Source organism: Spirosoma terrae, assembly GCF_010435915.1.
GTDB lineage: Bacteria > Bacteroidota > Bacteroidia > Cytophagales > Spirosomataceae > Spirosoma > Spirosoma terrae.
The window spans coordinates 136,318-149,871 of record NZ_JAAFZH010000009.1 but is presented as its reverse complement, the minus strand read 5'-3'; the positions used below and the strand labels follow the sequence as shown (position 1 = coordinate 149,871).

The following is a 13,554-nucleotide window of genomic DNA, read 5'->3' as shown; positions in this document are numbered from 1 at the left end:
TCTTTTTTGCCGTTTCCTAACTCGATTGATTAATGCATAGTATTTCATGTATTAATTTAGAGCGTTATAAACCTATTACGTACCACTTGACAGAGTTTTTGTTATGAAAAAAATGCCTCTATTGCTTTTGCTCTGCCTAGGCTTTTTACTATCGGCGTTTCGACGCGATTCAGTACGTGTTGAGCCAGTTGATGATTTCGCCACCATCTATATATACCGGGGAGGTCAATTCTTCGCGGCTAGTATCAACTACAGTATTTACGTCAATGGCCAGAAAATCTGCAAGCTCAGCAACAATAAATACATTGAGTACAAAGCAAAACCCGGCAAATTGATGCTGACTGCACAACGCGGAGGTATAGAAGTATTCAAGCGGGAAACCGAACTCGAACTGGATACCGAAGCCGGAAAGAAATACTACGTAAAAGGGGAGGTGAAATCGAGTATCACCCGTACCCGCCTGGAATTGTCGGAAGTAACAGAAAACACGTCTAAACGTGATATGAAGGAAATGACAGTCGATAACTGTCAGGATGCGATTAACAACAAACAATAGTTGAAGTCGAACGAAACCGTTTTAGTATGATCAAAATGGTTTCGTTCGCTTTTCAGGCTAAATAAACACCTGATATTGCAGGGTCAACTGGCCCCGGCGGCCCTGAGGGGCGTATTGGTTGCCGATTGTTTCGTAATAAGGTCGATTCTGATAATCAAGGGTGAGTTTACCGTTGTGACCTTTGATCAGATAATTAAGGCCAACCGTATAAATGCCAAGCGTTTTTGTCAGCCGTTGGTAATTGGCAAGTTGGGCGTGAACATACGGCATTAACGTACCATTGCCCGGACCGAATAAATCACGTTTCAGTAAATAGCCAAACTGCCCATACACTACGTTTCCTGTTCCGAACATCGGAAAAGCATTCCCTTGCGTACCGGCGGGGTAACCACTCGCCAGTCCGCTGGCTGGGTTCATAATGCCATTGAAACGCAGGTAGTTTTTGCCGTAGTCTGTGTGGAAATAACCCAGATAAGCGTTAACCGCCGTACCTTTCTCCCGGTTGATGGGCATATCCAGGAAGGAAGCAACTGACCACAAGTTCATGTTCTGATACGTAGTGTCGCCGGGAGCATCGACACGTACCATGGCATTTTTCTGCGTAATAAATCCGGCTTCGAAATTGACAATCTTTTTCGCTCCTAAATAGGTGCCGGTATTATAGCCGGGCGTTTGATGGGCTTCTTTGTCGAAGAATTGCCACATAAAGAAGCCCTGAAACTGCTTATGATGCCCTTTGAGTGCATAAATGGCGTTGGGGCCATAGGTAGGTAAAGCCGTACCGCTTGTCTGAATAGGGAACGGGTCGGTTAAGGCAACCCGATAATCGAGGTGACCAATCTGGCCACGGGCATATAAGCTCAACTTGCGCGAAAACTCATCGGTTTGGTCGACGGTGGCCTGGGCAAATACCGGCACGTCCAGGCTCATAATGGTTGCTACGCTGGGTGCGCTGAAGCGAGACAACCCGTTAACGATGGTTAGGCCACCCCCAATATTCAGGTAATTTTTGTTCTTAAAAACTAAATACTCACCAACAGCATCGTGGAAGAAGGCCTGTATCTTGCGGTTCGACGAAGCAGTTGGATTAAAGCCTCCGTTTAGATAATTGAAGTTATTTAAGCCAAACTGAATGTATAGAAATACCCGGTCGCTAATCTGGCCAAACAACTGCATTCGAGTACGACGCAGGCCAATGTCGAACGTATTATCTTTTGGCTCCTGAATGACAGTGGTTCCGGGATTGCTCTGATTAAAACGGAGCCAGGTCTGATTTAAGAAAGTGACTTTAAAAAAGTGCGAACCTGATGTATTCAGATTATACCGAAGTTCATTTTTGTCTACGTCTGGTTTTGCTGAAGCTGCCGTTGGCGGAGTGCCCAGCGTATCGGACGAGGTCCTAATGGATGATTGAGCAACCGCAAAATGACCGATCATCAACAGGGCGCTCAGCCATACAGATTTAGCAAGTATAGTCATCTACTTTAAAAAGAGTCAGGTTTAGGGGATGGAGAAGATTACCAGCAAACGTAGCGTTTAGAGACAAGTATAAGGTAGTAAATGTACAGAAAGCGGCTCGTTTGTACTACCTATGCTACGTGTCAGTCTACTTTATCTTTACGAGAAGGGCCAGGAAAAGAGAAGCCACTCATTGCAGTAATGAGTGGCTTTTGGTTAAAGACAAATTCTTTTTTGACAGGCTTAACAGGATTTTTACATCCAGCCAATCTTGTAAACCCTGTTAATCCTGTCAAAAAGAAGAACTAAACCTTCGCCGGTACGGACTTGTCTTTTTTGCCCGTAACTCGGTTCCATAGTCGGCTCACGCCATTGAAAATATTTTCGAAGGTCAGATAGACCGTCGGAACCAGAACCAGTGTTAGCAGAAGAGAACTGATCAGCCCGCCGATGAGCACCCAGGCCAGCCCGTTTTTTGATTCTGAACCGTCGCCCGTCGCCAGGGCCATCGGAAGCAAACCGATCGTCATAGCAATGGTGGTCATCAAAATAGGACGAATCCGCTCACGACCGGCCTCAACCAGTGCATCGACCGTGCCTTTTCCTTCTTCTTTCTGAGCATTAGCAAAGTCGACCAGCAGAATAGCGTTTTTCGCTACCAGACCGATCAGCATAACCATACCCAGCATAACGAAGAACGAAATCGACTGCTCGGCCAGGGCCAGTGCGAGGAAAGCACCAATAACGGCCATCGGGATCGAGAACAAGACCACAAAAGGACGGAAATAGGAGTTATACAACGCTACCATCAACAGGTAAACGAACATAACTGCCAGACCAAGAGCTATGCCCAGGCTACCAAATGCATCCGATTGGCGTTCCAGATCACCTTTGAGTTTATACGTAACGCCACCTGGAAGTTGCTTGGTTTTCAGAATGTTGTCGATCTCCGCGCCGACCGTACCCGTAGGGCGGCCAATAACGTTCGAGTTAACGAACAACGAGCCAACGCGATTGTAACGAGTTAACTGCGTAGCACCCGTGCTTAATTGCAAATCAGCGATCTGACGAATTTCAACCAGTTTGCCCTGCGCATCCGGCACTGTCAGGTCGCCTACGTCATTTTTACTCTGCCGATTAAATCGGTCCAGTTCGACACGGATATCGTAGTCGCGGCTACCAATTCGGTATTTACTGTCGGTATTACCCGAAAATGCCGTCTGTAACGTAGCACCAACGTTAGCAACTGAAACCCCAAACTGAGCCATTTTTCGACGGTCGAGATTTACTTTCAGTTCTGGCTTGGGGTCATCAACTCCTAGCTCTACGTCGGCTGTTCCGCTTACGGATTTGATAACCTGCTTCACAATAGCTGCCGCCTGTTCTAAATCCTGTTGAGAATTACCCTGTAGCAGAATCTGAATCGGTGTAGCGTTGGCCCCACCCGTAATGCCCACGGGTGCTGATTTGACGTTCAGGCCGGGTGTCTTCATGATTTCGGCTTTGGCCTGTGCGGCAAACTGATCGACCGTAATGCTACGTTCGTTTTTAGGAATGATCGTTACCGTAATTTCAGCCTTGTGATACGGCGTTGACCCAAGTCCTCCACCCGAGGCTGAGCTTGAGTAGCCAACGTTGCTGTTTACTTTCGTGACCAGCTTGTTCTGCATAAGCTGCTTCTCAATTTTCTGGCAAATCCGGTTGGTTTCGGCCAGACTATTGAACGGCTCACCTTCGATCTGAACCACGAATTCGCCCTGGTCACTTTGCGGGAAGAACGTAGTACCGATAAAGCCACCGGTCACCAATCCAATCGACGCTACAAACAATACGATAGCCGTAATATAGACCCAGCGTTTATGGCGTAGACTCCAGCTCAGTAAGTTAGCGTATCCATGTTTCAGTGAATCGAACTGACCTTCAAACCAGGCCAGAAACCGTTTGCCCAGGCCAGGCCCATTCAGGTCCGTTTCTTTGGCAAAACGAGATGCCAGTAGCGGAGTGATGGTAAACGAAACAATAAGCGACATCAGTGTCGAGAACACAACCACCAGCGCAAACTCGCGGATAATGTTGGCAATCAGGCCCTGAACGAATACCAGAGGCAGGAACACCACAACGTCGACCATCGTGATGGCAACGGCGGTGAAGCCAATTTCGTTACGTCCGTCAAGCGAAGCCGTACGCCGGTCTTTCCCCATTTCGAGGTGACGGTAGATATTTTCGAGGACCACAATCGAGTCATCGACCAGAATACCAACAACCAGCGATAGCGCCATCAGGGTCATCAGGTTGAGCGTAAAGCCCAGCAGATACATCGGTACAAAAACCGAAATGATCGACGCTGGCACCGACACCATCACAATAAAGGCGTTCCGAAGGCTGTGAAGGAACAGAAGCATCACCAGGGCTACCAGCACAACCGCAAACTCAAGGTCGAAAATTACTCCTTCAGCGGATGCCAGCGTATAGGTCGATGAATCGCTCGTAACTTCAAATTTTAGCCCAATATCAGCGTATTGTTTTTCAATACCGCCCAGAATACCGCGTACCTGCTGGCTGATTTCTACCGCGTTGGCATCCGTCTGTTTCTGTATCGTGATACCAATCGACTCACGGCCATTGATCCGGTTAATCGTTTTGGCATCCGCTACGCCATCCGTTACGTTCGCTACGTCGCTTAGTAAAATTTTGGTGCCATTAGGCGAGGTTTTGATCGCCGTATTCCGAATTTGATTGATGTTCGTGAACTTACCCGCCAGCCGGATCGCATACTGTGCCTGATCGGTTTCGATTCGTCCGGTTGGATAATCGAGGTTAGCCGAATTAACAGCCTGGGTTATCTGGCCCAGCGATAGATTATACAGCTTTATTTTGTTCGGATCGATGCCGATACGTATTTCCCGCTCACGGCCACCCGTTAGGGTTACCTGACCGACGCCGTTCACTTTCGTAAGTTGCGTACGGATCTGATCATCGACCAGATCGTAGAGTTTGGTGGGTTCCAGATTGGCTCGTACACCCATCCGAATCACCGGTACGTCGTCGGTTGAGAATTTGAGCAGCGTGGGCGATTCTACTTCGTCGGGCAATTGCGACAGAATGGCGTTTACCTTTCGCTGGGCATCTTCCAGCGCCTGGTTCGGGTCGGCATTGGCGTTGAGTTCGATCTGGATCGTTGAAGCCCCTTCCTGACTGGTTGAGCTGATGTTTTTCAGGTTTTCGATGGACGATACCGCATCTTCGATCTTACGAGTGACCGAGTTTTCGACCTCACCGGCAGCCGCTCCCGGATACGTAGTGATGATTGTCACCACCGACGCATCAAACTTAGGTAGCAGCGTATAATTGAGGCTTTTATACGAAATGAAGCCCAAAATACCCAGGACAGTAAAGGCCACGACAACCAGCGTAGGGCGTTTTATGGCAATCTCTGTTACTGACATATTACTATAAAGTTTTCAGTTTTATAGTTTATAGTTTATGGTTTTCAGTTTATGGTTTATAGTGCCTACTACAAAATAATTGCTGATGCGTCAGCCACTATAAACCATAAACCGAAAACTATAAACTGTAAACTTTCTATTGTTTTACGGCCACTGATGTGTCTGTTTTGGGCTGAGTCTGCTTGCTGCCGCTAACAGAAACCTTTGCGCCATTGCTTACGTTGAGCTGCCCGTTCACGACGATTGGTTCGCCCTGCTTCAAGCCACTAAGTACCTGATACAAATCGCCGGTGTCATAGCCTAGCTGAACCCGGCGTAAACGGACCGTATCATTGTTTTCCAATACGTATACACTCGCACTATCAGCACCGCCAATCAGCGCCCGGCGAGGAATGAACAATCCATCGATCCCGTTGCGGAAGGTAAAGCTTGCATTGGCCAGCGTACCGGCTTTCAGCTGGTTTTTGCTGTTGTTGTTCAGGTAAATTTCAACGGGATAATTGTGCAGGTCGTCGCCTTTGGGACTGATGTAGTGAACCGTACCCGTGAACGTAACACCCGGAAACGCCTGGGCTGTGATGTTGGCTTTGTCGCCAGTTTTTAGCTGATAAACGGCCTGTTCGGGTACGTTAACCACCAGTTTTAATTCCTGTAGGTTAATCACCGACGCCAGGACGGCTCCAACCGCTACGTATTCGCCATTTTCAACCTTTTTATCGTACACATAACCACTAATGGGAGCAACCACAGCGCCATTGCCCAGAACACGTTGCTGTTGTTTGGCGTTTAAGAGGGCCGTGTTGTATTGATCTTTGTATTTCTGATACGCTTCCTGCGTAACGGCTCCACCTTTCAGCAGGCGCTCATACCGTTCCATTTCACGCTTGGCATTTTCAACAGTCGTCTGATTGTTTTCAACGACAATGCCTTGCACATCGTCCTGAATGTAGCCAACCTGCTGGCCTTTCTTAACGAAAGTGCCCAGCACCAGTTTGAAGTTCTGAAGCTTACCGCGAGTTTCGGCAATAATATTGCCTTCGTTTTGTGCTTCAACGGTTCCTAAAACCGAAAGCTTCTGGTCGAGACGTTCGTACGTAACGGGCTGTACTTCCACAACCGGTACGGTCTGAAACTGCGCCGTCGACGTTTTGGCGGCTTCGATTTTTTCTTTGTTATTCATTAATCGGAAGGCAATCAGCGCAACCAGGGCAGCTACCGCTCCAATAATTATAATTCGTTTCATGGTAACTGTTTATTTTTGAGTAACGTACTGAAGAATAGTGCCTTGTGCGTTTTCGTAATCTAATCGGGCCTGATATAAATTAATCAGTTTGTTGGCCAGGTTGTTTTGTGCCGTGGTCAGCGCATCTTTCGAGTCGATCAGTGTTACCGACGTAGCAATTCCTTCTTTGTATTCGAGTTCGGTAACGGTCAAAATCTTGCGGGCCAGATCAATATTGTCGCGCTCCCGCTGAATGTCGGTTACCAGATTCTGATAGCTTACCTGCGCGTTGTTTACGTTCAGCTGGGCCGACTCGCGAGCCAGAATCTGCTGGAGACGTAGCGTTTCCAGGTTCAGCCGGTTTTCGCGATCCCGATAGCGACGCTGATTGCCATCAAACGGTGTCCAGGAGAGCGTTAAGCCGAGTGTTGAGCTTTTAAACCAGGGCAGTCCGCCATCGAAGAAATTAAACTGTCGGCGCTGGGCATTCGTGGCATAAGTTCCATAAAATCCGATTGATGGATAGTAGCCTCGGTTATTCGACTGACGGTTCAGGTCCTGTAGCTGAGTGTTGAGCACCAACTGTTTAAAGTCAGGCCGGTTCTCAAAAAAACGATTCGTGACGTCAGGTAATTCGTTGACGTGCAATTCTTTTTCGACTTCCAGCGGCTGAATGGTGAGCGTTTCGCTGAGCGGCATACCCATCTGAAATTTCAGCCGATTGATGGCCTGTTCGTAATTACGGGCTATTTGCTCCAGCTGCGATTGTAAATTGTTGCGATTGAGTTGAATTCGGCCAAAGTCAATTTCCCGGGTTGTACCGTTTTGCAGTCGAACTTTCTCCTGCTGCAATAACGTATCGGACGAGGTCAGATCGCGGATCGTTAACCGTCTTTGCAGATCAATAACCAGCGTCTGATAATAAGCCGTAGCAATGTTATAAGCCTGCGTCTGTTCGGCCTGAAGGGTAGCCTGTGCCTGTACCTGCGTTTGAATTTTGGCCGCTTTCAGCGCCAGTCCGAACGAAGGATCAAAGAGTTTCTGATCAACGCGCCCGGTTAAGGTCGTGTTATACTGCGTACCGAATTGAATCGGTATAAACGTACCGGATGGCTGTCCAGCTAGTTCACCTGGCAACAACTGAACCGGAATTTTAACGTTGTCCAGCACGGAGCCTGACACCGAAACTTGTGGAAGATTTCGACCAATCACCTGTTGCGTTTGCGACTCTGATATTTGTTCGTTAACGCGGGCAATCTTGATGTTAGGATTGTTCACCCGCGCGTATTCTACACATTGAGCCAGGGTATACCCGCCCGCCGGCGTAGTAGGAGTCTGAGCTTTAGACCAGTTGACTAACAGACTGAGCATCAATGCCGTCAGTATAGTCTGCTTCATGCGTTTCATGTTGCTTGAGAAATCGGAATCTAGTGAAGTGAGTACTAAGTTTTTAAGCCGCGTACGAATCGACGGATGGCTCGTTCAAACAATTCCTGAGGTTGCTTAAAGAGAGCGACCATTTTGGGATCATGAACTCGTTCGATCAGCCTGGCTCCCTGGTCGGGCCGGATACTGGTAATGAGATTTATGTAGCCCTGCATCAGGCAGAACCAGTTGAAAATCAGTTCGCTTATGTTGTCTGCATTGGGAGAGATGTCACGAAAGAGGCTCTCAATTTTCTGTTTGGCTTCTTCCATACTTTCCCGAACAATTTCCCGTTGCTGTTCAACACGTTCAGGATTGTGCATCAACCGATATATTTCAGGCCGTTCGTGGGCAAATGTCCACTGGAGCATCGATAGCTGAACAATTTTCTCTTCCGGGTTTAAATCCATCGCCAGAATCTCGTCGAATACCTTCCGATTTTCTTCATGCCCTTCCTTAACAATCGTCAGCAATACGTCTTCTTTATTTTTAAAATGCTCGTATACAATCGGTGGTGTGTAGTCAATCGCTTCCGCTATGCTACGTATCGTTACGGCATTCCAGTCTTTGTCGCGGGCTATCTGCCGGGCCGCGTCCAGAATACGTTGGCGTATCTCTGCTTTTTGCCGGCTCCGACGATCAATTACGCTCATTTATCTAACAGCTTTCAAATTATCTAACAAAGGTAGATTTTATTTGTTTTGTTAAATCCTGCTAATCTTTATATTTTTTACTAACGGTCATTTTTAACGGATAAATGGCAACTAACTGATAAGGAAGATAGTTGCCATTGTTGAAAAAGTTATAAAAAATACTTTTTTGGTTTTATTGAAAAACGGCGAGTTTCATGTTGATATTAATAACCAGTAGTGCGTTGGGAAACCCTCACAAAAGTGCTGCTCAGAAGCTTAGAAGATGTTGATATGAGCCAGATGAAGTGCGTAGAAATAAAGGAGATAAACCAGCGCAAAGCCTAGCGATAGGCCAGCATATCGGTAAACGGGGCGGCTACTTTTCCTGAATAGGGCCAATACGAGATTCACCAGCATAGCTAGTATTGAAATCGGAAAGTTCATCAGGCAGAAAATACCAATCAGGCTACTGGCGAAGAGGGCAGGCTGAAACACAAGGCCGCCAAATGCCCCATAAATAGCGCCCATCATAAATCCGATTCCCAGAAAATAGAGGGCGTAACGTATCCCCGCTTTTATCTGAACAGCAAACCAGGGCAAAAGCGGTTGTGGACTAGAAAATAGTTCAGGAGCCATTATGAATGGATTTTTATCGGCACTTCAGCACCAGAAACAGTATTGGCTTTACGAGATTTTCCCCTGGCTCTGCCTTTCCAGCGGGGCCACCAGATTAGGATACCTGTAACGAACAGGATGGACGGGACTAGCGACGTAATAAAGGCAACGACACGCGTTACGTTGCCACCGAACGTACCGTAGTGGATCGGGGTTACCCAGTTCAGATACATTTTTCCCGTATTCGGCAAATCGACCGACGTATTGAAATTAACTTTTCCCGAATACTGGTCAATGTACACGAAGTTATTGTCGCCCGTTTTCGTTACGTATGGTCCAAGCCCATACACAGCATAAGCACCTTTCTGACCATCGGGAAACACGAGTCCACGAATTTCACTCCTGGGTGGAAAAGCTCGCTGGGCAATAGCAATAGCCGAATCAATACTGATTGGTTTAGCACCTTTCACGTAAACCGACTTGTTATTGAGGATTTGGGCCAGTGATTTAGGCTTTTCAAAACTCACCAGAAACATCACGGGGGCAATAATGGTGAGGAACGTAATAACCACTCCCGTTAGCGCAATCAGCAGGATCATAGGCGATGAATACAGCCCGAGAACCTGATGTAGATCGTAATTCTGGCGCAATAAGCTGGCATTACGTTTGATGGTTAGTCGGGATTTGACGTATTTCCATTGTCTGGGAATCCAGAGCCTTAACCCGCTGATTGTTAAAATGACTAAAATAAGAGCCGCCGTTCCAACAATATATCGGCCGACAGCCGGAATGAGGAGCGTTCGATGAATGGCCAGCACTACGTCGATGAAGGCTGACTCGTGAATACGCGATCCGGTAACTTTACCCGTATACGGATTGATGAATACCTCTTTTTCGTCTTCGTCTGCTTTTACTTCCAGGTGAGCCCGATAGGGAAGGTTTTCGCTGTTTTCACCTTCGGCCCGGAACAAGAACTCTAGTTTCCAGCCGGGATGATCGCGTTTGATCTGCTCCGTAATTTGCTGAAACGAGAGTTTTTTCTCCTGGGCAGGTGCATGGAATAGTTCCGGATTAAGGGCCTGATCAATTTCATCGCGATAAACCAGGATAGTACCTGTCAGACTGACAATGAAAATGATGGTTCCGGCCAGTAAACCCAGCCAGACGTGCCATTTGCCATACCATGTCTTCTGGTGGCTGGCCCAGTTTTTCTTTTTCCGTACAGATTCTGCTTTCATCATTACTGGACTGGTCGATAGTGCGTTTGGCTCTAATACGCCATCTGCTCATGGCAAGGCCACAGCGAGAGCAGGGGCTTTATAGTGAGTAAGTCCACACAGCCAGAATTATGGCTTTTCATACGCTGATAAGGCTGCCATCACAGGGCAATCATATAAAGAAAAGCAAATATATAGGCCACTTTAAATATATTTAGAATAATTAAAAATAATTTTCATTCCTGATTTTTTTACCGTTGCTTTGTTCCAGGAATTGAGCATAATCTGCGTGATAACGTAATGCCTATAAATTTTAGCAAATAGAACGGACCGAATGCAAAAAGCGTATCGAGGGCTCTCGATACGCTTTTTTATAACGCACTCAACACGCTGTTTAGGGGTGCCAGTCGCAGGCAGGAGCTAACCATTCCTGACCGGTATCGATCGGCATGCCATCAGGAGGAGTTTGTGGATTGGTTGGTTTCACATCCGCTACGTTGCCTTCGGCCCGGCGTAGTTGATCCAGAGCGAAAAAGTGATGAGCAGCCACTTTAGGGTTTGCGTTCGATGCATTCAGTTTTCCTTTCAACTGGCTTAACTTTAGCCCCGCTATGGCCCGAACCTGGGCAGTAGCTTCCTGATTATTCGCCAAATCGATCAATTTCTGAAGCAGCAATTTATCAGTCAGACGCTTTATTTCGGCCTGATAGCTATCCGACGGATCGGCCTTGTACCACGTAACAGCAAGCAATTGATCGAGCATTGCTTCAAGACTTAACTGACCCGGATCGATCGCCGATTGCGCTACCAGTCGGCTGGTTCGTTCGGGGTTGAACAGCATTTGCAACGTCATGCCGGCGGCTGCTTCGGGAGCCGCCATTGGGTCGAACGATAAACCAGTTCTGCGTTTGAATACTTCCCGAGGGTTAGGATCGTAGCGGAAAGGATGAGGAGGAATCAGCGCCAGTACTGATTTCGGTACAGCCAGAAAAGCCGGGTCAATCGTTGCGACCAGGGCATCTAAAGCCCGTTTTTGTTCGGCAACCGGAACCGTTGATACAACAGGCTGACCGTCGCCCCGGAGGGCGTTGGTATACGCCTGTCCACCAACGACTTTAGCGGCTGCTTCCACCTGGTAGCGGTGAAACATATACATCGGAACGAGTACTTCTTCGAGTGTGGCCATTGGTGTGCCTACTGGAATTTTCTTTTCCGAGAAATTAGACAAAACCAGCTTCCGAACATCGGACACGCGTTTTAATTCATCGACGGCGTTAGCGCCATTGTCCCATAAGTGGGTAGCCGGATGAACAGAGCCTTCGGGCCGGGCGTCTTTGTCGGTCAGGAAGGTCAAACCGGCTTTGTGCATATCATTGACAATATTGTCCAGTGACTGTTTTTCATTAGCATCCTTCGCAAACTGTTCGTAACCGTAACGAATGCTCCATTTGTCATATTCACCGATTCCTTTAGCGTAGGCATCCGAAATATCGATGCTTGCCCCTTTGATCTTGGCGACCATGGTTGGGTAATCCATAACCGATGCCCGGTTGTGGGTGCTGGCAATATAGTTGTGCGGTAAACCCAGCGTATGACCTACTTCGTGGGCGGCCAGCTGCCGTAGACGCTCGATAGACATTTGCATCATCGGATCGGCATTGGGGGCCAGTGCACCGGCATAATCACCAACCAAACCCTGAGCGATGAGATAATCCTGACGGACACGTAGCGAACCTAAGGTTACTTTTCCTTTGATAATTTCGCCAGTACGTGGGTCTGAAATACTTCCCCCATACGACCAGCCCCGCGTTGACCGGTGAACCCACTGCACCAGATTGTAACGAACATCCATCGGGTCAGCATCGGCTGGAAGCAGTTTTACCTGGAAAGCATCTTTAAAACCGGCCGCTTCGAAAGCCTGATTCCACCAGGCAGTACCTTCTACCAGTGCTGAACGGATGGGTTCGGGCGTACCCGGATCAACGTAGTAAACAATAGGCTTAACCGCTTCACTAACTTTGGCCGAAGGGTCTTTTTTCTCCAGCCGATGCCGCGAAATATACCGTTTCATAATCGGCTGACTAACGGGCGTAGCGTAATCAAAGTATTCGATGCCGCCGTAGCCGATACGTGGATCAAAAGCGCGTGGCTTATAACCCGGCTCAGGAAGCTGAACAAAGGAATGGTGTTGATGAACCGTTACAATGGAAGGCGTTGGAACAACTTCGCGCAGATAAGCGCCAGGGTTATCTCCCGTTAACGTAATGATGGTTTCAAATTCGGTGTTTTGCGGGAACGCTTTCGTTCTTGGCAGATACATGGCACTGCGATTTGGGTCAAAGCGGAACGTACCCTGGCGAGTCCGGGTAATAGCCTGCACCGCTCCTACGGCATCCTGCATTAGGAAAGGGGTCAGGTCGACCAACACTCTGCCTCCTTCTTCAGCAGTGATATCGAAGCCTGCATGGACCGATTTGGCAAAAGACTCCTCAACAGCCCGGCGTTCGAGCGGATCGTTGCTGATAGCGCGATACGAATAGTTGGGTTCAATGAGGAGCACTTTTGGGCCACTACGCTGGAATTTTACAATATGTTCCTGGCCTAAACGGCCACGGTCCAGGCCAATGTCGTTAGAGCCAACGCCCTGAGCGAGTGTTGGGTAGTACAGCAATTCGGTGTCGAATTTGTCAATTTCGAGCCAGATTTTTCCTTTTTTCGCATCCCAGTAGAAAGTCATATAACCCGGATGTTTTTCCATACCGGTCGTGAACGTACTAATGGTGGGGATGGCCCCTCCGGAGCCTTGTCCTCCTTGGGCGAAAAGCTGGGAAACGGTTGTTGTCAGTAAGCAAAGAAGTGCTAGTAATCGGTAGTTCATTGTAAGCGAGGTTGTAATTCACCGCTCAAGTTACACCCAAATCGCTTATAGCCAAAACTTGAAAAAGTGTCAGACCTCGCAATAATTGTCTGATAAATTATGGAA

General features: G+C 47.8%; 9 protein-coding genes. 1 reads left to right on the top strand and 8 read right to left on the bottom strand.

Features of this window, described 5'->3' with window-relative positions:
* Positions 1–112: 112 nt before the first annotated feature.
* Entirely contained in the window at positions 113–556 is a 444-nt protein-coding gene (locus GK108_RS19280) for a DUF2846 domain-containing protein (protein WP_163952088.1), read from the top strand.
* A gap of 57 nt (positions 557–613) precedes the next feature.
* Here GK108_RS19280 and GK108_RS19275 read toward each other — a convergent pair whose 3' ends face one another.
* The 8 genes from GK108_RS19275 to GK108_RS19240 form a co-directional block, all read right to left on the bottom strand.
* Positions 614–2,035, bottom strand: coding sequence for a hypothetical protein (locus GK108_RS19275; RefSeq protein ID WP_212592840.1), 1,422 nt, complete (start codon positions 2,033–2,035; stop codon positions 614–616).
* Between the two features lie 284 nt (positions 2,036–2,319).
* Positions 2,320–5,460, bottom strand: a complete 3,141-nt coding sequence (locus GK108_RS19270; protein ID WP_163952086.1) for an efflux RND transporter permease subunit — start codon at positions 5,458–5,460, stop codon at positions 2,320–2,322.
* A 136-nt stretch (positions 5,461–5,596) separates the two neighbouring features.
* A complete protein-coding gene (locus GK108_RS19265; RefSeq protein WP_163952084.1) occupies positions 5,597–6,703 on the bottom strand; it encodes an efflux RND transporter periplasmic adaptor subunit in 1,107 nt (368 codons plus the stop codon).
* Positions 6,704–6,712: 9 nt separating this feature from the next.
* Positions 6,713–8,080 (bottom strand): TolC family protein, encoded by a 1,368-nt coding sequence (locus tag GK108_RS19260; RefSeq protein ID WP_163952082.1) that lies wholly within the window; start codon positions 8,078–8,080, stop codon positions 6,713–6,715.
* 44 nt (positions 8,081–8,124) lie between these two features.
* A complete protein-coding gene (locus tag GK108_RS19255) occupies positions 8,125–8,760 on the bottom strand; it encodes a TetR/AcrR family transcriptional regulator (protein ID WP_163952080.1) in 636 nt (211 codons plus the stop codon).
* 255 nt (positions 8,761–9,015) lie between these two features.
* Positions 9,016–9,375, bottom strand: coding sequence for a hypothetical protein (locus GK108_RS19250; protein WP_163952078.1), 360 nt, complete (start codon positions 9,373–9,375; stop codon positions 9,016–9,018).
* Positions 9,375–10,595 carry a PepSY-associated TM helix domain-containing protein gene (locus tag GK108_RS19245; protein ID WP_163952076.1) on the bottom strand — a complete coding sequence of 407 codons (1,221 nt, stop codon included), beginning with the start codon at positions 10,593–10,595 and terminating at the stop codon, positions 9,375–9,377. Before GK108_RS19245 ends, GK108_RS19250 begins: the two co-directional genes overlap by 1 nt.
* A gap of 370 nt (positions 10,596–10,965) precedes the next feature.
* Positions 10,966–13,449, bottom strand: a complete 2,484-nt coding sequence (locus GK108_RS19240) for a zinc-dependent metalloprotease (protein WP_163952074.1) — start codon at positions 13,447–13,449, stop codon at positions 10,966–10,968.
* Positions 13,450–13,554: the final 105 nt, after the last annotated feature.